The organism is Streptomyces sp. RG80 (assembly GCF_040446465.1).
In the GTDB taxonomy this organism is placed as follows: Bacteria; Actinomycetota; Actinomycetes; order Streptomycetales; family Streptomycetaceae; genus Streptomyces.
The window spans coordinates 708,409-729,751 of the sequence record NZ_JBEAAJ010000001.1; the positions used below are offsets into that span (position 1 = coordinate 708,409).

Below are 21,343 nucleotides of genomic sequence, written 5' to 3' on the forward strand. Positions count from 1 at the left end.
GGCTCGGGAATGTTGAGCCGCGGAGCTCTGTTGTGGCGGACAGAAGTGCTGAAGAACCGGCACCGACCGTCGTAGAGAGGAAGTCCGCCGCATGGGTTCGACCATCTGCCCGAGCCGCAGCAGCCGCGCTGACCTGGACTGGACGGTGCTGCACGCGACAAAGGCCGCACCTATTCGAGGGGCGGCGGGAACGGGTAGTCGTCTATCCTCCGATTCTGGTGGTACCGGCTTCGGTGCTGCCCGGAATCTTGAGGAGGTGGGTCCGGTTCCCGGTACCGACGCAGGGACCGAACACGGCCAGGCGGAGCAGCCCGAGGGCCAGGGCGTCAGCGCGGAGACCACCGCGGAGCGCAGCGCGCGCTTCGAGCGGGACGCGCTCGAATTCCTCGACCAGATGTACTCGGCCGCCCTGCGCATGACGCGCAACCCGGCCGACGCCGAGGACCTGGTGCAGGAGACGTACGCCAAGGCGTACGCGTCCTTCCACCAGTTCCGCGAGGGCACCAACCTGAAGGCGTGGCTGTACCGGATCCTGACCAACACCTTCATCAACTCGTACCGCAAGAAGCAGCGTGAACCCCAGCGCTCCGCGGCCGAGGAGATCGAGGACTGGCAGCTCGCGCGCGCCGAGTCGCACATGTCGACCGGTCTGCGCTCAGCCGAGTCGCAGGCGCTCGACCACCTGCCCGACTCGGACGTGAAGGAAGCACTGCAGGCGATCCCCGAGGAATTCCGTATCGCCGTCTATCTGGCGGACGTCGAGGGCTTTGCCTACAAGGAGATCGCGGACATCATGGGGACACCCATCGGTACGGTGATGTCCCGGCTGCACCGGGGCCGTCGCCAACTGCGCGGCATGCTCGAGGACTACGCCCGTGAGCGCGGGCTGGTCCCGGCCGGCGCCGGGGAGTCGAACGAAGTGAAAGGTTCGGGCTCATGAGCTGCGGAGAGCCGCACGAGACGGACTGCAGTGAGGTACTCGATCATCTCTACGAGTTCCTCGACAGTGAGATGCCGGACGTCGACCGCGACAAGTTCAAGCAGCACTTCACGGAGTGCTCGCCGTGCCTGGAGAAGTACGGCCTGGAAGAGGCCGTGAAGAAGCTGGTCAAGCGGTGCTGCGGACAGGACGACGTACCGACCGACCTGCGCTCCAAGGTCCTCGGGCGGCTCGACCTGATCCGCTCCGGGCAGGCCGTGCCCGAGCACGACATCACGGTGACCCCGCAGGAATCCTGAACGCACGGTCGTCACTCGAACGTGCTAATCCGCGGGTAATCGACCCACGGGACCCCCTTACGCCCCCCTAGGCTCCGGAGCTGAGCTGGCTCGGAAGATCTAAAGGGGCGTCATGGAGGGGATACCGGCACAGGCGCGCGTGTACGTGGTCTGTGTCGTCCTCGGTGCCGTGTACTGCGTACACGCACTGCCGTCCGTGACCAGCCCCTGGTGGGCGGTGGCCCTGCTCGCCGCCCTCTACGCCGGGGGCGAGCGGTTCTCCGGCACCTTCCATCCCGTGCTCCTCGCCGGGGCCTTCCTGCTGCCGCCCCCCGCCGCCGCGCTCGTCGCGGTGCCGGGAGCGCTGCTGGCCCCGGTCGACCAGGGGCCGCGCACGATCCGGCGGATCTGGCGGGCCGCCCAACTCGCCGTCACCGTCTGGGCGGCGTCCCGCGTGCACTGGGCGCTGGGCGGCCGGGACGCCGTCGTGGCCTCCGACTTCCCGTACGCGCTCGTCCCGGCCGGGGCCGCCGTCCTCGTCTTCTGCCTGGTGCTGACCGCGCTGGACGGGGGCATCCTGGCGCTCGCCGAGCGGGTGCCGCCACGACTGGCCTGGCGGGGCCTGTTCGGACGCTCCCTCGCGCCGATCGCCGTGCACGGGCTCGCCGGGCTCATGATGGCCGTGCTGTGGCGCAGTCCCTACGGCCCCGTCGCCGCGCTGCTGGTGCTGCTGCCGATGTGCGTGTCCTGGTGGGCGTTCGCCCAGTACCACCGGGAACAGGCCGCCCATCAGGCCACCATCCGCGCCCTCGTGCAGGCCGTCGACATCAAGGACGAGTACACCCGCGGGCACAGCGAACGCGTCGGACAGGCCTCCATGATGATCGCGCGCGAACTCGGCATGGACGAGGGCCGCACCGAGGTGCTCCGCTTCGCCGGGATCCTGCACGACGTCGGCAAGCTGGGCGTACCGACCCGGCTGCTGCGCAAGGACGGCCCGCTCACGCCCGAGGAGCGGCGCGTCATCGAACTGCATCCCGAGTACGGACACGAGATGGTCCGCGGCATCTCCTTCCTCGGGGAGGCGCGGGCGGCCGTACTGCACCACCACGAGCGGCTGGACGGCAGCGGCTACCCGTATGGGCTGATGGGGAGTCAGATCCCGGAGTCGGCGCGGGTGGTGGCGGTCGCCGACGCCTTCGACGCCATGACCTCGACCCGGTCCTACCGGCGGGCCCGGCCCGTTCCCGCCGCGCTGGAGGAACTGGAGCGGTGCGCGGGATCGCAGTTCGACCCGCGGATGGTGACCGCTCTCGTCCGAGCGCTCGGCAGACACGGCTGGCACCCCGCCGTGACCGCCGACGAGGAGAGCCCTCCCCGCCCCCGGCTGCCGGTCTCCAGCCGGCCCGGAGCACGCCGATGAGATGGCCCCGCCTGCTCGTGCACGGCTCGGCCGCCCTCCTCGCCCTCGTCTCGCTCGCCGTCATCCTCTGGACCGGCCTGGAGGAGCGCGGCGCCGCGCTCGCCTTCGGGGTCCTGATAGCCGTCGGGGAGCTCGCCCGCTGGACCGGCGCCCGGGTCCGGGAGGCCGCGCCGCTCGGGGCCGCCGGGGCACTGGCGTACGCGCTGCTCGGTGCCGACGCCGGGCGGCCCACCCACCACGGCGTCCTCCAGGTGGTCACCGTCGTGCTCGCCGCCGCGCTCCTCGGCAGCGTGCCGCACATCGCGCGCGGACAGGGCCCGATGGTCGACCACCTCGCCCGGCGCCTGCTCAGCACCGCCTTCGCCGCCGTCTGCTTCCAGCCCCTCTACAACCGGGGCGTCTTCGACGCGTGGGGCGGACCGGCGTACGCGCTGGTGCTGCTCGCGCTCCTCGCCCTCACCGCGCTGTGCGACGCCGTGCTCGCCGCCGCGCTCGCCCACTCCCGCACCCGCTGGCCGTTCGCCCCGCTGCTGCGGCACGAGCTGCGCGCCCTGCTCGGCATCGGATCCGCGGTCTGCGCGACCGGCGCGGTGATGGCCCTCGCGGTCGCCGTCGTCGGCCTGTGGGCGCTGCCCGTCTTCTCGCTGCCGCTGCTCCTCACCCAGCTGGCCTTCCGGCGGTACGCGGCGGTACGGACCACCTACCGGCAGACCATCGCCTCCCTCGCCCGGGCCACCGAGATAGCCGGGTACACCCCCGCAGGGCACGCCCGCCGGGTCGCCGAGCTCAGCAAGGCCGTCGGGCGGGACCTGGGCCTTTCCGGGCCCGATCTCACCGTCCTGGAGTACGCGGCCCTGATGCACGACATCGGGCAGCTCAGCCTGGTCGACCCGGTGCCCGCCGGGGCCACCGCGGGGCTGCCCGCCGAGGAGCAGCGGCGGATCGCGCTGCTCGGCGGGGCCGTCGTACGGCAGACGGGGGTGGCCGGCGCGGTCGCGGTGGTCGTGGAGCGGCAGGCCGACCCCTTTCGGCAGCAACCGGTCGCCGCGCGGATCGTGCGGACGGTCAACGCCTACGAGGAGAAGGCACGGGACGCCGGGCCCGGTGGGCCCCTCACCGCACTGGAGGAGCTGCGGCTCGCCACCGCGGGGGAGCACGCGCCCGAGGTCGTCGAGGCGCTGGCCCGGGTGCTGGCGAGAGACTGTCTGACCCTCCCCTCGGCTGGGTAACCCATGGGTAATGAGCGCCCTTCCAGCCGCGCATGGTTGGATGCGAAGAAGAGGGTGTCCGGGGGCAGCCAGCCCACTGAACGGAACTGGCAGGCGGGAATCGTGAGGATCTTCGGCAAGGGACGGCACCGGCCCTCCGCCTCCTGGCGGCAGGCCACAGACCGCGCGTTCACGCTGATCGGCGACGGTCGGTACGAGGACGCGGGCGCGCTGCTGACGCGGGCCGCCGACCTGGAGCCCTGGCTGTCCGAGTCCTGGTTCAACCTCGCCCTGCTGCACAAGTTCCGGCACGACTGGGAGCAGGCCCGCGCGGCCGGGCTCCGGGCCGTCGCCCTGCTCGACCGGGAGACGGGCGCACCCGACTGGTGGAACGTCGGCATCGCGGCCACCGCCCTCCAGGACTGGCCGCTGGCCCGGCGGGCCTGGCAGGCGTACGGGCTGCGGGTGCCGGGCGGCGCCGCGGACTCCGGTGAGCCGGTCGGCATGGACCTCGGCAGCGCCGCGGTGCGGCTGTCGCCGGAGGGGGAGGCCGAGGTGGTCTGGGGGCGCCGTCTCGACCCCGCTCGCATCGAGGTGCTGTCGATTCCGTTGCCGTCCTCCGGGCGGCGGTGGGGCGAGGTCGTCCTCCACGATGGGGTGCCGCACGGCGAGCGGACCACCGCTGCCGGGCACTCGTATCCCGTGTTCGACGAGATCGAGCTGTGGGCGCCGTCGCCGGTGCCTACGTGGGTGGTGCTGCTGGAGGCTGCCACCGAGGCTGACCGGGATGCGTTGGAGCAGCTCGCCTCCGACGCGGGGTTCGCTGCGGAGGACTGGTCCTCCTCGGTCCGGCTGCTCTGTCGGATGTGTTCCGAGTCGCGGATGCCGTCCGACGAAGGTGACGGGGAGCATCTCGATCCGCACGATCACAGTGAGCCGGGGCATCCTGGGCCGCTGGGGCATCGGACGGACGGGCAGTTGTGGGTGCCGGAGCGGGAGTGCGGGGTGGCTGCGCCGGCTGCGCTGGTTCGGGGGTTGCTGGACGGGTGGGTTGCGGACAGCCCGGATTCTCGTGACTGGCGGGATTTGGAAGAGGTCTGCTAGGTCGTCTTTCGGGTGCCGGTCCGTTGTGGCTGGTCGCGCCCACGCGGCGGAAGCCGCATATCAGACACAGCCCCGCGCCCCTTCAGGGCGCGCCCCCCTTACCCTGTATCAGCATCTACCCCCTGTTTTGGTTTGAGGAAGGCATCGTCGGTCATGGCGCAGCAGGACACCGATCAGCAGCACGTGGGCGTGCTTCCCGTGGACGACGAGGGCTTCGTCATCGACACCGAGGAGACCGAGGAGCGGGAGAACGGCTGGCGGGAGCGGGGTACCTCGCGGCCCATCACCGTCGTCGGCAACCCGGTGCTGCACAAGGAGTGCAAGGACGTCACCGAGTTCGGCGCGGAGCTGGACCAGCTGGTCGCGGACATGTTCGCCTCGCAGCGCACCGCCGAGGGTGTGGGCCTGGCCGCCAACCAGATCGGTGTCGACCTGAAGGTCTTCGTCTACGACTGCATGGACGACGAGGGCAAGCGGCACGTCGGTGTGGTCTGCAACCCCAAGATCGTCGAGCTGCCCGCGGAGAAGCGCCGGCTGGACGACAGCAACGAGGGCTGTCTGTCCGTGCCGACCGCGTACGCGCCGCTCGCCCGGCCCGACTACGCCGAGGTGACCGGGCAGGACGAGAAGGGCAACCCGATCAAGGTCCGCGGTGGCGGGTACTTCGCTCGGTGTTTGCAGCACGAGACCGATCACCTCTACGGCTACCTCTACATCGACCGGCTCTCCAAGCGTGAACGCAAGGACGCGCTGCGGCAGATGGCCGAGAACGAGCCCCGCTACCCCGTGGTCGCCAACGACTGAGATCGCACAGGGCCCCACAAGTCCCTTACGCACGGCGTCTGTTCAGGTTCCCCTCGCTGACCAGGCGCCGTTCGCCTGTCCGTCGCACGTTCGATCGGATGTGCTCCCTTAGTGATCCAGAATCAGTCACACAAGGGGAGATTCTCGGCACTGTGGGGTAGTGAATGGTGCAAATCCGTTCCCAGATCGGTCAGTTGTGGTGCTGAATGGGAAGTGCGGGGATACGCAACGGCGCACGCCCGGCACAGCGGGAGGGGTGTGCGCAACTGGCGGCTGAGAGGGGTTAGTTCGTGCATGCTTTCTCACACGGCACCACATCGACACCGACAGCGATCGCGGTCCCACCGTCGCTCCATCTCCCGGTGATCGAGGCGGCGTTTCCCCGGCAACTCCACTCGTATTGGCCCCAGCTCCAGGAGAAGACACGCACCTGGCTGCTGGAAAAGCGGCTCATGCCGGCGGACAAGGTGGAGGAATATGCCGACGGTCTTTGCTACACCGACCTCATGGCGGGCTACTACCTGGGCGCCCCCGACGAGGTCCTCCAGGCGATAGCGGACTACAGCGCGTGGTTCTTCGTCTGGGACGACCGGCACGACCGCGACATCGTCCACCACCGCCCCGCCGCCTGGCGCCGGCTCAGGTACCGGCTGCACGCGGCACTCGACTCCCCCGAGGAGCACCTGCACCACGAGGACCCGCTGGTCGCCGCGTTCGCCGACTCCATGGTGCGGCTGTACGCGTTCCTGCCCGGCACCTGGAACGCGCGGTTCGCCCGGCACTTCCACACGGTGATCGAGGCGTACGACCGGGAATTCCACAATCGCACCGAAGGCGTCGTGCCGACCGTCGAGGAATACCTCGCACTGCGCCGCCTCACTTTCGCGCACTGGATCTGGACCGATCTGCTGGAGCCGAGCGCGGGCCGGGAACTCCCGGACCGGGTGCGGAAACACCCGGCATATCGGCGGGCGGCACTGCTGAGCCAGGAATTCGCCGCCTGGTACAACGACCTCTGTTCGCTGCCGAAGGAAATAGCGGGCGACGAGGTCCACAATCTCGGAATCAGCCTCATCAAACACGAGGGGCTGACGCTCGAGCAGGCGGTCGTGGAAGTCAGGCGACGGGTCGAGGAATGCGTCGACGAATTCCTCGTCGCCGAGAAGTCCGCCCTGCGGTTGGCCGAAACACTCGACGACGGAACGGTGCGCGGAAAAGACCTGAGCGCCGCCGTGCGGGCCTGTGTCGGCAATATGCGCAACTGGTTCAGCACCGTCTACTGGTTCCACCACGAGTCCGGCCGCTACATGGTCGACAGCTGGGACGACCGGTCCACGCCCCCGTACGTCAACAACGAAGCGGCAGGTGAGAAATGACCGTCGAGTCTGTGAAGCCCGAGACCCCGGTGACCCCGGCCTCCGGGCTGCGTGAGCCGGTGCTCGCGGGCGGGGGAGTCCCCCTGCTCGGCCACGGCCTGAGGCTGCTGCGTGACCCGCTGGCCTTCATGTCCGCACTCCGCGACCACGGCGACGTCGTACGCCTCAAGCTCGGCCCCAAGACGGTGTACGCCGTCACCACGCCGGCCCTCACCGGGGCCATGGCGCTCAACCCCGACTACGTCATCGACGGCCCGCTCTGGCAGTCCCTGGAGGGCCTGCTCGGCAAGGAGGGCGTGGCCACCGCCAACGGCCCACGGCACCGGCGCCAGCGGCGCACCATCCAGCCCGCGTTCCGGCTGGACGCGATCCCCGGGTACGGGCCGATCATGGAGGAGGAGGCGCACGCACTCACCGAGCGCTGGCAGCCCGGCGAGACCATCGACTGCACCTCGGAGTCCTTCCGGGTGGCCGTGCGCATCGCGGCCCGCTGTCTGCTGCGCGGCGACTTCATGGACGAGCGCGCCGAGCGGCTGTGCGTCGCGCTCGCCACCGTCTTCCGCGGTATGTACCGACGGATGGTCGTCCCCCTCGGACCGCTGTACAAGCTGCCGCTGCCGCCCAACCGCAAATTCAACGCGGCCTTGGCCGATTTGCATCTCCTCGTCGACGAGATCGTCGCCGAGCGCCGTGCGTCTGGTCAAAAGCCGGACGATTTGCTGACGGCATTGCTGGAGGCGAAGGACGACAATGGCGACCCCATCGGGGAACAGGAGATCCACGACCAGGTCGTCGCCATACTCACCCCCGGCAGTGAAACGGTGGCCTCCACGATCATGTGGCTGCTCCAAGTGCTCGCGGAACACCCGGAACACGCGGACAGGGTGTGCGAAGAGGTGCAATCCGTAACGGGCGGCCGTCCTGTCGCATTCGAGGATGTCCGGGCGCTCACCCACACGAACAATGTCGTCGTCGAGGCCATGCGTTTGCGCCCCGCCGTGTGGATATTGACGCGCCGGGCGGTCACCGACACGGAACTCGGTGGGTACCGCATTCCGGCCGGTGCCGACATCGTCTACAGCCCGTACGCGATCCAGCGCGACGCCAAGTCGTACAAGGGCAACCTGGAGTTCGACCCCGACCGCTGGCTTCCGGACCGGGTCAAGGAGGTGCCGAAATACGCCATGAGCCCCTTCAGCGTCGGCAACCGCAAGTGCCCGAGCGACCACTTCTCCATGGCGCAGCTGTCGCTGATCACGGCCGCCATCGCGACCAGGTACCGCTTCGAGCAGGTGAAGGGCTCCGACGACGGAACCCGGGTGGGCATCACGCTGCGCCCGCACAAACTGCTGCTGCGGCCGATCGCGAGGTGAGGCTCAGGCCGCCTCGGGTCCCCTGAACGCCCGCCGATAGGCGTTCGGGGTGGTCCCCAGCGCCCGTACGAACTGGTGACGCAGTGCGGCCGCGGTGCCGAACCCCGTTCGACCCGCGACCGCGTCGACCGTCTCGTCCGTGGCCTCCAGCAGGTGCTGGGCCAGCAGCACGCGCTGGCGCAGGATCCAGCGGTACGGCGTGGTGCCGGTCTCCTGCTGGAAGCGGCGGGCGAAGGTGCGCGGGGACATGAGGGCGCGGGCGGCGAGCTGCTCGACGGTGACCTCCTCGTCGAGGTGCTGCTCCATCCACACCAGCACCTCGCCGACGGTGTCGCACGGGGAGCTGGGCAGCGGCCGCTCGATGTACTGCGCCTGACCGCCGTCCCGGTGCGGCGGTACGACCATCCGCCGGGCGATCTTGTTGGCGACCTCGGGTCCCTGCTCCTTGCGCACGATGTGCAGACAGGCGTCGATCCCGGCCGCGGTACCGGCGGAGGTGATCACCGGGTCCTCGTCGACGTAGAGCACGTCGGGCTCGATGAGCGCCCGCGGATTGCGTACGGCGAGCTCGTCCGCCTGCCGCCAGTGCACACTGCACCGCCGCCCGTCGAGCAGCCCCGCGGCGCCGAGCACGAAGACCCCGGAGCAGACGCTGAGCACCCGGGCACCGCGGTCCACGGCCCTGGTGAGCGCGTCCAGCAGCTCGGGCGGATAGTCGCGCACGACGTAGTCCGCCCCCGCCGGCACGGCGATCAGATCGGCCTCCTCCAGCCGCTCCAGCCCGTACGGCGTGCCCACGGTGAGGCCACCGACGTGGGTGCTGAGCGAGGGCCCCTCGGCGGAGGCCACCGCGAAGTCGTACGTCGGCAGTCCCTCGTCACTGCGATCGATGCCGAACACCTCGCAGACCACCCCCAGTTCAAAGGGGTGCACACCGTCGAGCAGGACAGCCACCACGTTCTTCAGCATGTTTCCAGTGTGCCTCGGACATGGCAGTAAATCGAGGGTGTGCGGCAGTCCTGCCACTGTTTGTAAGGAGCGTCCGGCGCGAGAGTGGTGTCATGACTACCGCACAGACACAAGGACTGATCGGAATGCTCACCGTTCTCGGAATCCTGGTTCTGCTCGTCGCCCCCGCAGTGGTCGGCATCCTCCGCGACCGGCGGATCGACCGCGAGATCCGCAACACGCAGCGGCAGCGGCGCTACTTCACCTCCACGGTGACCCACCACTCCTGAATCCCCTGGCACGCGACCCGGCCGGGCTCCGTGGCGCACAGCGGGCGGGACGAAGCGAGCCGGACGGTGCCCTTGGACACCGCCTCGAACGCGGCGTTCGCGTCCCCCGGCAGCAGCACGATGCCGCTGTTGCCGGCCTCCAGCCCGTGACCCTCGGCGGTGACCGGTTTCCAGGGCCTGTTCTTCACCCCGTCCAGGGCGACCCGGACCGTGTCGCCCACCGCCAGACACACCGTGCGGCCGCTGTCGGAGGCGTGCAGCTCCGATACGGACGTACAGCCGGAAGACGACGGCGACACGGTGTCGGACGGTGCCACGGCGTCGCTGTCGCCGCCGGCCTGGGTTCCGCACCCGGCCAGCAGCAGGGCTGCGACGACGAGAGTCGTGGTACGGCGCATGACGAATCCCTCCTCACCGCTCTGACGTAACAGCGGCGAGGAGGGATCCACGACCTACGGTCAGAAGTCCTCGTCCAGGTCGACCGTGCCCTCCACGGCGACCTGGTACGCGGACGGGCGGCGCTCGAAGAAGTTGGTCAGTTCCTGGACGCCCTGGAGCTCCATGAAGGAGAAGGGGTTCTCGGAGCCGTAGATCGGGGCGAAGCCGAGGCGGGCGAGGCGCTGGTCGGCGACGCACTCGAGGTACTGCCGCATGGACTCGGTGTTCATGCCCGGCAGGCCGTCGCCGCACAGGTCGCGTCCGAACTGGAGCTCGGCCTCGACGGCCTCCTTCAGCATGTCGGTGACCTGCTGGCGCAGCTCGTCGTCGAAGAGCTCCGGCTCCTCCTTGCGGACGGTGTCGACCACCTCGAACGCGAAGGACATGTGCATGGTCTCGTCCCGGAACACCCAGTTGGTGCCGGTCGCCAGGCCGTGCAGCAGGCCCCGGCTGCGGAACCAGTAGACGTACGCGAAGGCGCCGTAGAAGAACAGGCCCTCGATGCAGGCCGCGAAGCAGATGAGGTTGAGGAGGAAGCGGCGGCGGTCGGCCTTGGTCTCCAGGCGGTCCAGCTTCTCGACCGAGTCCATCCACTTGAAGCAGAACTCGGCCTTCTCGCGGATGGAGGGGATGTTCTCCACCGCCGCGAACGCGGCCGCGCGGTCCTCCGGGTCGGGGAGGTAGGTGTCCAGGAGGGTCAGATAGAACTGGACGTGCACGGCCTCCTCGAAGAGCTGGCGGCTCAAGTAGAGCCGTGCCTCGGGGGAGTTGATGTGCTTGTAGAGGGTCAGCACCAGGTTGTTCGCCACGATCGAGTCGCCCGTCGCGAAGAACGCGACCAGCCGGCCGATCATGTGCTGCTCGCCCTCGGACAGCTTCGCCAGGTCGGCGACGTCCGAGTGGAGGTCGACCTCCTCGACGGTCCAGGTGTTCTTGATGGCGTCCCGGTAGCGCTCGTAGAAGTCCGGGTAGCGCATGGGGCGCAGAGTCAGCTCGAAGCCGGGGTCGAGCAGGTTCTGGTTGGGCATTACTGGCAGGCCTCGCAGGACTCGGGGTTTTCCAGGGAGCAGGCGACGGCCTCGGGGTCGGCGGCCTGCTGTACGGGGACAGTGGCTTGGGCCGCGCGGGCGATCCTCGTCGCCGGGCGCGAGCGCAGGTAGTACGTCGTCTTCAGGCCCTGCTTCCAGGCGTACGCGTACATCGAGGAGAGCTTGCCGATGGTCGGCGTCTCCAGGAACAGGTTCAGGGACTGCGACTGGTCGAGGAACGGGGTCCGGTCCGCCGCCATGTCGATCAGGCCGCGCTGCGGGATCTCCCACGCCGTGCGGTACAGGTCGCGGACGTCCTGCGGGACCCAGGTGAAGCCCTGCACCGAGCCGTTGGACTCGCGCAGCGCCTCCCGGGTCTGCGCGTCCCAGACGCCGAGCTTCTTCAGCTCGGCCACCAGGTAGGAGTTGACCTGGAGGAACTCGCCGGACAGCGTCTCGCGCTTGAAGAGGTTCGAGACCTGCGGCTCGATGCACTCGTAGACGCCGGCGATCGAGGCGATGGTCGCGGTGGGGGCGATGGCGAGGAGGAGGCTGTTGCGCATGCCGACCGTCGCGATCCGCTCGCGCAGTGCCGCCCAGCGCTCCGGCCAGGTCAGTTCGACGCCGTAGTGGTCGGGGTGCAGGACGCCCCGCGCGGTGCGGGTCTTCTCCCAGGCCGGCAGCGGACCGTTGCGCTCGGCGAGGTCGGCGGAGGCCTCGTACGCGGCGAGCATGATGCGCTCGGCGATCCGCGTGGAGAGGGCCTTGGCCTCGGGCGAGTCGAAGGGCAGGCGCAGCTTGAAGAAGACGTCCTGGAGGCCCATCGCGCCCAGGCCCACCGGGCGCCAGCGGGAGTTGGAACGGCCCGCCTGCTCGGTCGGGTAGAAGTTGATGTCGACGACCCGGTCCAGGAAGGTGACGGCCGTGCGGACGGTCTCGTCCAGCCGCTCCCAGTCGATCTCCTGACCGACCACGAACGCGCCCAGGTTCACCGAGCCCAGGTTGCAGACCGCCGTCTCCCCGTCGTCGGTCACCTCCAGGATCTCCGTGCACAGGTTGGACGAGTGGACGACATGGCCCGCCTCGGCCGTCTGGTTGGCGGTGCGGTTGGCGGCGTCCTTGAAGGTCATCCAGCCGTTGCCGGTCTGCGCGAGGGTGCGCATCATGCGGCCGTAGAGGTCACGGGCCGGGATGGTCTTCCTGGCGAGGCCGTTCGCCTCCGCCTTGCGGTACGCCGCGTCGAACTCCTCGCCCCACAGGTCGACCAGCTCGGGCACGTCGGCGGGGGAGAAGAGGGACCACTCGGCGTCGGCGTTCACGCGGCGCATGAACTCGTCCGGGATCCAGTGCGCGAGGTTCAGGTTGTGCGTACGCCGGGCGTCCTCACCGGTGTTGTCCCGCAGCTCCAGGAACTCCTCGATGTCGGAGTGCCAGGTCTCCAGGTAGACCGCGGCCGCGCCCTTGCGCCGGCCGCCCTGGTTCACGGCGGCCACCGAGGCGTCGAGGGTCTTCAGGAACGGGACGATGCCGTTGGAGTGCCCGTTGGTGCCGCGGATGAGGGAGCCGCGAGAACGAATCCTGCTGTACGACAGTCCGATGCCACCGGCGTGCTTCGACAGCCGTGCCACCTGGTGGTAGCGGTCGTAGATGGAGTCCAGCTCGTCGAGCGGGGAGTCGAGGAGGTAGCAGGACGACATCTGGGGGTGCCGGGTGCCGGAGTTGAAGAGGGTGGGGGAGGACGGGAGGTAGTCGAGGCGGCTCATGAGCCCGTAGAGCGCGGCGACTTCGTCCACCGAACGGCTGGTGTCGTCCTCGGCGAGGCCGGACGCCACGCGCAGCATGAAGTGCTGGGGTGTCTCGATGACCTGGCGGGTGATCGGGTGCCGGAGCAGATAGCGGCTGTGCAGGGTGCGCAGGCCGAAGTAGCCGAAGCGGTCGTCGCCGGCCGGGTCGATCAGCGCGTCGAGGCGGGCCGCGTGCACGCGTACGAACTCCGCCGTGCGGTCGGCGACCAGGCCCTCGCGGTGGCCGACCGCGACCGACTCGGTGAACGTCGTGACGCCCTGGGAGGCGGCCTCGGCGGCGATGCTGATGGTCAGCAGCCTGGCGGCCAGCCGGGAGTAGGCCGGGTCCTCGGAGATCAGACCGGCGGCCGCCTCGGTCGCCAGTTCGCGCAGCTCCGACTCGTCGGCCCGTGCGGACCGGCCGCGCAGCGCGGCGGCGGCGACCCGTCCGGGGTCGGCGTCGGGGAGGTCGGCGGTCAGCTCGGTCAGGGTCCGCAGCAGCGCGGTTCCGGGACCGTCGGTCTCCAGCTGGGTCACTGAAGCCGGGTCGGCTGGCGCGATGGTCACGTGGGGCTCTCCCTCGCTCGGCACGGGGCCTTGCGGAGGGCAGGGGGCAGCACGAGCGCACGGGGCGTCGCGTCCACCGGCCCACTCCACGAGGCCCGGACGTCATGGCACCCGGGCCACGGCGGCCTGGGCACACTGTCGACAGGTCCTCGGACTGACTCTCACGTGCGCGGACAAATACGTCTATGCGCGCATGAGTACACCGTTGCGGGACAGTTCCGGATTCGCACCGGATTCCCCTGCGGCGACAGCGAGCATGAGCATACATCTTGTGCCGGGTTCGGGTGGCACCCCCAGATGTAGTGTCGAGGTGACTTCGGAGCGTGTCAGAACGTCAACTCATAGGTGACGAGAGTGAAGTCGTCGCCCTCGATCGGCCGCCAGTCGCGCTCGGGGGCGCGGACGAAGCCGAGGCGCTCGTAGATGCGGTGGGCGGCGTGCATGACCGGCTGGGTCGACAGCACCACGCCGGTGCAGTCCTCGGTGGCCCTGGCGCGGTCGAGGCAGGCGCGTACGAGGGCCTCCCCGGCGCCTCTGCCGCGGGCCGCCCGGGCGACGGCGAGCATGCGGATCTCGGCCTCGCCGGGGCGGGCGAGGTTGGTCATGAGACCGCCGGCCGAGCCGACGTAGGTGACGGTGCCGACGGGCTCGCCGCCGAGGAGTGCCACGAGGACCTCGGCCGCGGCCGCGCGCTTGGCCACGTCCCTCAACTCGCCGAGGTACCAGTCGCTCTCGCCGAAGGCGAGGAGGTCGTCCAGGAGGTAGGCCTGGGCCGTGATCTCGCCGATGGTGGCGTATTCGGTCGGGTCCGCCGCCCGGATCTCGATGTCCATGAGGGCGAGTGTGCCCGACCGGCACGACGACGGGCCGCCGGATTTCCCGACGGCCCGTTGGTCACCGCAACCCTCAGTGCGAAGTGCCCGCCGTCGCCGGCGGCAGCTCCACCTCGACGCCCGGGTCGCCCGCGTCCGCCGTGTAGTCCTCGGGCTTGGTCTCGTCGACGCCCTCGGGGGCCTTGGCCGCCCGCAGGACGAACGTGAGGACCACCGTGACGACGACGTTGAGGACGAAGGCCGTCAGGCCGATGTAGCCGATCTCGCCGATGCCCGGGATCTCCTTCGACGAGCCGCCGAAGTGCTTCTGGGTCGGGGAGGCCACACCGTACGCGGCGAGCGTGCCGTAGAGCATGCCGACCGCCCAGCCGCCGAGCAGTGCCCAGCGGTGGAACCAGCGGGTGAACAGGCCGCCGACCAGGGCCGGGAAGGTCTGGAGGATCCAGATGCCGCCCAGGAGCTGGAAGTTGATGGCGACCGTCTTGTCCATGGTGAGGACGAAGACCAGCGCGCCCACCTTCACCAGCAGCGAGACCAGCTTGGAGATCTTGGTCTCCTGCTGGGGCGTCGCGTCCGGCTTGATGAAGTCCTTGTAGATGTTGCGGGTGAAGAGGTTCGCGGCCGCGATGGACATGATGGCCGCCGGCACCAGCGCGCCGATGCCGATCGCCGCGAAGGCCACGCCCGCGAACCAGTCCGGGAACATGTCCTCGAAGAGCTGCGGGATCGCCAACTGGGGGTTGGTGACCGTGGTTCCGGCCGCGATCGCCATGAACCCGAGCAGCGCGAGCAGGCCCAGCATCAGCGAGTACAGCGGCAGGATCGTGGTGTTGCGGCGGATCACCTCACGGCTGCGGGAGGAGAGCGTCGCGGTGATCGAGTGCGGGTACATGAACAGCGCGAGCGCCGAGCCCAACGCCAGCGTGGCGTACGTCCACTGGCCCGCCTCGGGCGGCACCAGGCCGCCCGCCTTGGCGGCGGTGTACTTCTCGTTCGCCGCGCCGAAGATCTCGTCGAAGCCGCCCAGCTTGATCGGGATGTAGATGATCGCCACCGCGATGACGATGTAGATCAGCGTGTCCTTCACGAACGCGATCATCGCCGGGGCGCGCAGCCCCGAGGAGTAGGTGTACGCCGCCAGCACGCCGAACGCGATCAGCAGCGGAAGGTCCTTGACGAACCAGTTGGTGTTCTCGCCACCGCCGACGCCCATCACGTCCAGCACCGCCTGGATGCCGACGAGTTGGAGGGCGATGTACGGCATCGTCGCCAGGATGCCGGTGACGGCGACCGCGAGCGACAGGCCCTTGGAGCCCCAGCGGCCGCGCACGAAGTCGGAGGTCGTCACATAGCCGTGCTTGTGCGAGACCGACCAGAGGCGGGGCAGGAAGGTGAAGATCAGCGGGTAGACGAGGATCGTGTACGGCACCGCGAAGAAGCCGGCCGCGCCCGCCGCGTAGATCGCCGCGGGGACGGCGACGAAGGTGTACGCCGTGTAGAGGTCGCCGCCGAGCAGGAACCAGGTGATCCAGGTGCCGAACGAGCGGCCGCCCAGGCCCCATTCGTCCAGGGTGTGCTCGTTCTCGGCCTTGCGCCAGCGCGAGGCCAGGAAGCCCATGACCGTGACGGCCAGGAAGAAGAAGATGAAGACGGCGAGTGCCACGCCGTTCACGTCGTTCTTCACTTCGCGCCACCCCCCTTGCGGGCGCGCTGGTCACGCTGCCACAGCTTGTACGCGATCATCGTCAGTGCCGTGGAGACGAGCACCCAGAGCATCTGGTACCAGTAGAAGAACGGGATGCCCGCGAGGGTCGGGTCGACCTTCGCATAGGAGCCCACCCACAGCATCGCCACGAAGGGCGCGAAGAGGCACAGGGCGATGACCACCCGGACCGGTGTCACCACCGGTGGTCTGGCCTCGGGCGATTCTGATGACATACGGCGGCTCCGATCCCCTCACTGATCACCGTGTAACGCGCAGGCAATCTAGGTCACGGTGTGACAGGAGTGGAAGACCTCGTCCGCATATCGGTATGTCGATTCGGTGAAGGTCCGGCATCGGGTCCGGCATCGAGTCCGACATCGGTGTCAGCAGCAGCGGAACCCCTGGCGCGGGTCCGCCTCCTGGCGGTCCGTCCGCATCCGTTCGAACGCCCGCCGGGTCGGCACGTCCGCCTGTGGGTGGTCCCGGCGGACGTGCGCGACATAGCGGTCGTACGCCGACTCGTCGGTCAGCTCGCGGACGTACCAGCGCACGCCCCTAAGGGCCCGCCGAAGTGCCGACCTCATGGCGTGCCTCCTCCTTCTCCTGCCGGGTCGGGATCAGCCCGGCCGGGGCGACGATCCTCGATTCGACGTACGGCGACTCGCTGAGCGAGGAGAGCGCGGGGCGGCGTACGTGCCGGACGCAGACCCGCAGGGCGTCGGCGATGACCACCACGATCAGCAGGGCGAGGACGGCGGTGAGGACGCCGTCCACGGTGGAGTTGGTGACCACGGTGCGCATGTCGTCCATGCTCTTGGCGGGCGGCAGCACCTCGCCCCGGTCGATGGCGTCCTGGAAGACCTGGCGCTGCTTGAAGAAGCCGACCTTGGGGTCGCTGGAGAACACCTTCTGCCAGCTCGCGGTCAGGGTGACCGTGGCGTCCCAGGCGAGCGGGATCCCGGTGATCCAGGCCCACTTGAGGCGTCCGGACTTCACCAGCAGGGTGGTGCAGACGGCGAGGGCGACGGCCGCGAGGAGCTGGTTGGAGATGCCGAAGATCGGGAAGAGCTGGTTGATCCCGCCGAGCGGTTCGTGGACGCCGACCCAGAGGAAGTACCCCCACAGTCCGCACACGATCGCGCTGGTGATGACCAGGCCGGGCTTCCAGCTGATGTTCCTGAAGGGCTTGATGACGTTGCCCAGCATGTCCTGGAGCATGAACCGGCCCACGCGCGTGCCGGCGTCGAGCGCGGTCAGGATGAACAGCGCCTCGAACATGATCGCGAAGTGATACCAGAAGGCCCTGAGGCTCCCGCCGGTGACCTTGGAGAAGATCTCCGAGACCCCGATGGCCAGGGTCGGCGCACCACCGGTCCTGGACAGCAGGGAGGACTCCTCGACCCGTTCGGCAGCCCGCGCGAGGTCGTCGGGGGAGATGGCGTAGCCCCACCCGGTCACCACCCGCGAGGCCTCCTGCACGGTGGTGCCGATCGCCCCGGAGGGCGCGTTCATCGCGAAGTACAGGCCCGGGTCGATGATGCTCGCCGCGACCAGCGCCATCACGGCGACGGACGACTCCATCAGCATGGAGCCGTAGCCGATCATGCGGACCTGCGTCTCCTTCTGGATCATCTTCGGCGTCGTACCGCTCGAGATGAGCGAGTGGAAGCCGGACAGCGCGCCGCAGGCGATGGTGATGAAGACGAAGGGGAAGAGCGAGCCCGCGAAGACCGGGCCGTTGCCGCGTGAGGCGAAGTCCGTCACCGGGTCCATCTTCAGCGTCGGCAGCGCGACGACCACGCCGAGCGCGAGCAGGAAGATCGTGCCGATCTTCATGAAGGTGGAGAGGTAGTCGCGCGGCGCGAGCAGCATCCACACCGGCAGGATCGAGGCGATGAAGCCGTACGCCACCAGCCAGACGACCAGTGTCGAGGGCGCGAGGGTGAAGGTGTCGGCCCAGGAGGACTCGGCGACCCAGCGCCCCGCGATCAGCGCGAACAGCAGCAGCGCCACGCCGATGAGCGAGACCTCGGCGACCCGGCCGGGGCGCAGGACGCGCAGGTAGAAGCCCATCAGCAGGGCGATCGGGATGGTCATCGCGATGGAGAAGGTGCCCCAGGGCGACTGCGCGAGGGCGTTGACGATGACCAGGGCCAGCACCCCGAGCAGGATGATCATGATGGCGAACGCGGCGATGAGCGCCGCCGCGCCGCCGAACGGGCCGATCTCCTCGCGCGCCATCTGGCCGAGGGAGCGCCCGTCGCGCCGGGTCGAGAAGAACAGCACCACCATGTCCTGGACGGCGCCCGCGAAGACGACGCCCGCGATGATCCAGATCGTGCCCGGCAGATAGCCCATCTGCGCGGCCAGTACGGGTCCGACGAGCGGTCCGGCGCCGGCGATCGCGGCGAAGTGGTGGCCGAGCAGGACGCGGCGGTCGGTGGGGTGGAAGTCGATGCCGTTGTCGAGGCGTTCGGCGGGGGTGGCCCGGGTCCCGTCGACCTTGAGGACCTTGTACGCGATGAACTTCGCGTAGAAGCGGTACGCGATGGCGTAGGTGCCGAGGGCCGCCGCGACCATCCAGGCGGCGGAGACGTCCTCACCGCGGGAGAGCGCGAGCACGGCCCAGCCGGTGGCGCCGATCAATGCGACAAGGGTCCAGATGGCGATGGTTCGGACGTTCGCGGTACGCACAGCGCGGTCCTCCCGTCCATACGGAGACGGGAGGACCGTAGAGCAGGAGCGCCGGTTGCGCTACACCGCGAGCGGTAACGCTCCGCTGGGGGGACCGTGGGGCCGTCGTGCGGCTGCGGCCTCGTCGTGGCTGGTCGCGCAGTTCCCCGCGCCCCTTCGGGCGCTCCTAGTCAACCGGCCTTTTCAGGCGTGCCACGAACTTGTACCGGTCCCCGCGGTACACCGATCGCACCCACTCCACCGGCTCGCCCTTCTTGTCGAAGGAGTGCCGGGACAGCATCAGCATGGGCAGGCCCACGTCGGTGCCGAGGAGGCCGGCCTCGCGCGGGGTGGCCAGCGAGGTCTCGATGGTCTCCTCGGCCTCGGCGAGATGGACGTCGTAGACCTCGGCCAACGCCGTGTAGAGGGACGTGTACTTCACGAGACTGCGCCGGAGGGCAGGGAAGCGCTTGGCGCTCAGGTGGGTCGTCTCGATGGCCATCGGCTCGGCGTTCGCCATGCGCAGCCGCTCGATGCGCAGCACCCGGCCGCCGGCGGTGATGTCGAGGAGCTCGGCGAGGCGGTCATCGGCGGTGATGTAGCCGATGTCCAGGAGCTGCGAGGTGGGTTCGAGGCCCTGGGCCCGCATGTCCTCGGTGTACGAGGTGAGTTGGAGCGCCTGGGAGACCTTCGGCTTGGCGACGAAGGTGCCCTTGCCCTGGATGCGCTCCAGGCGGCCCTCGACGACGAGCTCCTGGAGGGCCTGGCGGACGGTGGTGCGCGAGGTGTCGAACTCGGCGGCGAGCGTGCGCTCGGGTGGTACCGGGGTGCCGGGCGACTGGGTCTCCGTCATGTCGAGCAGGTGCTTCTTCAGACGGTAGTACTTGGGCACGCGCGCGGTACGGACGCCCGCCCCGCCCTCGTTCTCAGCACTGCTGACGTCGGTGCTCATGGTCTGCCTTCCCGGCTCCGGATGCGGGTCACCTCGTGATCCCTTCTGTATACCGTCGCCGCCTCTTTTGGTCTAGTCCACAGAGGTAAGTGGTCTAGCGGACGAGAGTACTCCGGCGGCGGCCTTTTCGCTGCCTTCTTACTTAAAGGTTCCTGCATATGTAGGTCGCATAACGGCTGGTCAGGGCGTATTCGACCACCCTTGACAGGTCCCGTGGTCTGGGCCAAGCTCCCGGTACTGGTCTACACCATTGGTCCAGATCCCAGCTCCATGGGTGGGGGGTGTGGGCATCCCTGAGGAGGGTGGCGTGAAGCGCAAGCTGATAGCCGCGATCGGTATCGCGGGCATGATGGTCTCCATCGCGGCGTGTGGCGACAGTGACAGCGGAAGCTCGGACAACAGCGGCGCCGACGCCAAGGAACTGACCGTCTGGCTCACCGTGGACGCGCAGAACAACTGGCCCGAGCTGGTCAAGGCCGCCGACGCGGCGGTGACCAAGAAGCACCCCGGCATCAAGATCAAGCACGAGTACTACGGCTGGCCGGACAAGAACGCCAAGCTCGACGCGGTCCTCGCCACCGACAAGGCCCCCGACGTGGTCGAGATGGGCAACACCGAGATGCTCGGCTACATGGTCAAGGGTGCCTTCGCCCCCGTCGACGCGGCCAAGTTCGACAACTCCGGCGCCTGGCTCGACGGCCTCAAGGCCTCGGTGACCTACGACGGCAAGACCTACGGCGTCCCCTACTACGCCGGTGGCCGCGTCGCCAACTGGCGCAAGGACCTCTTCGCCTCGGTCGGCGTCAAGTCCGCCCCGAAGACCTACGCCGAGCTCACCTCCGCCCTGGACAAGGTCCAGAAGAAGGAGGGCGACAAGTTCAGCGCCTGGTACCAGCCCACCCGTGACTGGTACGCGGCCATGTCCTTCGTCTACGACGCCGGCGGCTCCATCGCCGTCGAGTCCGGCGGCCAGTGGAAGGCCAACCTCTCCTCGCCCGAGTCCATCAAGGGCCTCAAGGCGTTCCAGAACGTCGTCGACAAGTACATGCACGGCGACAAGACCAAGGACGAGTCCGACCGCTACATCGTCTACGGCCAGGGCAAGTCCGGCATGATCTTCGCCCCCGCCTGGGAGGGCGCGACCGCCGCGGCCAAGGAGAACGACAAGACCGGCAAGCTCGCGAACCACGTCGAGAACTTCGTGATGCCCGGCCCGTCCGGCAAGAACCTCCCGGTCTTCCTCGGCGGCTCCGACCTCGCCGTCCCGACCAAGTCCGACGCGCAGGCCGTCGCCGCCGAGTGGATCAACGCCTTCACCGGCTCCACCGGCCAGAAGGGCCTGATGGCCAAGGGCAACCTGCCCAACAACAAGACCGACCTCGCCACCCTGAAGAACGACCCGGCGACGGCGGTCCCGGCCACCGCGGCCGAGTCCAACTGGTTCGTGCCCATGGCGCCGGGCTGGGGCCAGGTCGAGAAGGCCCAGGTCCTCCAGACCATGCTCCAGTCCATCGGCACCGGCAAGAAGTCGGTCGAGGACGCCGCGAAGGAAGCGGACGCCGCGATCGACGAGGTCATCAACACCAAGTGACCACCGGCGGGGCCCCGTCGAGCGTGAC

20 protein-coding genes and 1 riboswitch are annotated in these 21,343 nt (G+C 69.2%); of the genes, 10 read left to right on the plus strand and 10 right to left on the minus strand.

The genetic code is table 11. From position 1 onward, the window contains the following. Window positions 1-256 precede the first annotated feature (256 nt). The 8 genes from sigR (at window position 257) to ABKA17_RS03300 (ending at window position 8,506) form a co-directional block, all read left to right on the plus strand. Window positions 257-940: an RNA polymerase sigma factor SigR gene (sigR, locus tag ABKA17_RS03265; protein WP_353690269.1), complete on the plus strand. Its 684-nt coding sequence runs from the start codon at window positions 257-259 to the stop codon at window positions 938-940. Beyond that, the gene (gene rsrA, locus ABKA17_RS03270; RefSeq protein WP_353690270.1) at window positions 937-1,239 is read left to right on the plus strand and encodes a mycothiol system anti-sigma-R factor; all 303 of its coding nucleotides are present in this window, start codon (window positions 937-939) and stop codon (window positions 1,237-1,239) included. The genes sigR and rsrA overlap by 4 nt, the downstream gene beginning before the upstream one ends. A gap of 112 nt (window positions 1,240-1,351) precedes the next feature. Continuing rightward, window positions 1,352-2,641 (plus strand): HD-GYP domain-containing protein, encoded by a 1,290-nt coding sequence (locus ABKA17_RS03275; RefSeq protein WP_353690271.1) that lies wholly within the window; start codon window positions 1,352-1,354, stop codon window positions 2,639-2,641. After that, window positions 2,638-3,870 carry an HD-GYP domain-containing protein gene (locus tag ABKA17_RS03280; protein ID WP_353690272.1) on the plus strand — a complete coding sequence of 411 codons (1,233 nt, stop codon included), beginning with the start codon at window positions 2,638-2,640 and terminating at the stop codon, window positions 3,868-3,870. Before ABKA17_RS03275 ends, ABKA17_RS03280 begins: the two co-directional genes overlap by 4 nt. Before the next feature lie 102 nt (window positions 3,871-3,972). Next, window positions 3,973-4,953: a tetratricopeptide repeat protein gene (locus tag ABKA17_RS03285; RefSeq protein ID WP_353690273.1), complete on the plus strand. Its 981-nt coding sequence runs from the start codon at window positions 3,973-3,975 to the stop codon at window positions 4,951-4,953. Between the two features lie 153 nt (window positions 4,954-5,106). Then, complete coding sequence (gene def / locus ABKA17_RS03290) at window positions 5,107-5,757, plus strand: peptide deformylase (protein WP_353690274.1); 651 nt, start codon at window positions 5,107-5,109, stop codon at window positions 5,755-5,757. A gap of 290 nt (window positions 5,758-6,047) precedes the next feature. Continuing rightward, the gene (gene cyc1 / locus ABKA17_RS03295) at window positions 6,048-7,133 is read left to right on the plus strand and encodes an epi-isozizaene synthase (protein WP_353690275.1); all 1,086 of its coding nucleotides are present in this window, start codon (window positions 6,048-6,050) and stop codon (window positions 7,131-7,133) included. Further along, window positions 7,130-8,506, plus strand: coding sequence for a bifunctional albaflavenone monooxygenase/terpene synthase (locus ABKA17_RS03300; protein ID WP_353690276.1), 1,377 nt, complete (start codon window positions 7,130-7,132; stop codon window positions 8,504-8,506). The genes cyc1 and ABKA17_RS03300 overlap by 4 nt, the downstream gene beginning before the upstream one ends. 3 nt (window positions 8,507-8,509) lie before the next feature. Here ABKA17_RS03300 and ABKA17_RS03305 read toward each other — a convergent pair whose 3' ends face one another. Continuing rightward, a complete protein-coding gene (locus ABKA17_RS03305) occupies window positions 8,510-9,475 on the minus strand; it encodes a helix-turn-helix domain-containing protein (protein ID WP_353690277.1) in 966 nt (321 codons plus the stop codon). 92 nt (window positions 9,476-9,567) lie between these two features. Here ABKA17_RS03305 and ABKA17_RS03310 point away from each other — a divergent pair, with 92 nt between their 5' ends. Continuing rightward, entirely contained in the window at window positions 9,568-9,744 is a 177-nt protein-coding gene (locus tag ABKA17_RS03310; protein WP_353690278.1) for a hypothetical protein, read from the plus strand. Here ABKA17_RS03310 and ABKA17_RS03315 read toward each other — a convergent pair. The 9 genes from ABKA17_RS03315 to ABKA17_RS03355 all read right to left on the minus strand — a co-directional run bounded on the left by ABKA17_RS03315 (window position 9,711) and on the right by ABKA17_RS03355 (window position 19,724). Further along, window positions 9,711-10,142: a hypothetical protein gene (locus ABKA17_RS03315; RefSeq protein ID WP_353690279.1), complete on the minus strand. Its 432-nt coding sequence runs from the start codon at window positions 10,140-10,142 to the stop codon at window positions 9,711-9,713. The two genes, ABKA17_RS03310 and ABKA17_RS03315, sit on opposite strands and share 34 nt — an antisense overlap. A gap of 60 nt (window positions 10,143-10,202) precedes the next feature. Next, window positions 10,203-11,210 (minus strand): ribonucleotide-diphosphate reductase subunit beta, encoded by a 1,008-nt coding sequence (locus ABKA17_RS03320; RefSeq protein ID WP_353690280.1) that lies wholly within the window; start codon window positions 11,208-11,210, stop codon window positions 10,203-10,205. Beyond that, window positions 11,210-13,561, minus strand: coding sequence for a ribonucleoside-diphosphate reductase subunit alpha (locus tag ABKA17_RS03325; RefSeq protein WP_353690281.1), 2,352 nt, complete (start codon window positions 13,559-13,561; stop codon window positions 11,210-11,212). Before ABKA17_RS03325 ends, ABKA17_RS03320 begins: the two co-directional genes overlap by 1 nt. 123 nt (window positions 13,562-13,684) lie before the next feature. Continuing rightward, a riboswitch (cobalamin riboswitch) is annotated at window positions 13,685-13,825 on the minus strand. Window positions 13,826-13,887: 62 nt separating this feature from the next. Further along, a complete protein-coding gene (locus ABKA17_RS03330; RefSeq protein WP_353690282.1) occupies window positions 13,888-14,394 on the minus strand; it encodes a GNAT family N-acetyltransferase in 507 nt (168 codons plus the stop codon). 73 nt (window positions 14,395-14,467) lie between these two features. Then, window positions 14,468-16,078, minus strand: coding sequence for a monocarboxylate uptake permease MctP (mctP, locus tag ABKA17_RS03335; RefSeq protein WP_353690283.1), 1,611 nt, complete (start codon window positions 16,076-16,078; stop codon window positions 14,468-14,470). Further along, window positions 16,075-16,332 (minus strand): DUF3311 domain-containing protein, encoded by a 258-nt coding sequence (locus tag ABKA17_RS03340; protein ID WP_353690284.1) that lies wholly within the window; start codon window positions 16,330-16,332, stop codon window positions 16,075-16,077. Before ABKA17_RS03340 ends, mctP begins: the two co-directional genes overlap by 4 nt. A 150-nt stretch (window positions 16,333-16,482) precedes the next feature. Further along, window positions 16,483-16,683 (minus strand): CstA-like transporter-associated (seleno)protein, encoded by a 201-nt coding sequence (locus ABKA17_RS03345; RefSeq protein WP_046260443.1) that lies wholly within the window; start codon window positions 16,681-16,683, stop codon window positions 16,483-16,485. Continuing rightward, complete coding sequence (locus tag ABKA17_RS03350; protein WP_353690285.1) at window positions 16,655-18,793, minus strand: carbon starvation CstA family protein; 2,139 nt, start codon at window positions 18,791-18,793, stop codon at window positions 16,655-16,657. Before ABKA17_RS03350 ends, ABKA17_RS03345 begins: the two co-directional genes overlap by 29 nt. 166 nt (window positions 18,794-18,959) lie before the next feature. Beyond that, window positions 18,960-19,724: a GntR family transcriptional regulator gene (locus ABKA17_RS03355; RefSeq protein WP_353690286.1), complete on the minus strand. Its 765-nt coding sequence runs from the start codon at window positions 19,722-19,724 to the stop codon at window positions 18,960-18,962. Window positions 19,725-20,031: 307 nt separating this feature from the next. Between ABKA17_RS03355 and ABKA17_RS03360 the strand changes: the two genes are divergently transcribed. Further along, complete coding sequence (locus ABKA17_RS03360; RefSeq protein WP_353690287.1) at window positions 20,032-21,315, plus strand: extracellular solute-binding protein; 1,284 nt, start codon at window positions 20,032-20,034, stop codon at window positions 21,313-21,315. Window positions 21,316-21,343 lie beyond the last annotated feature (28 nt).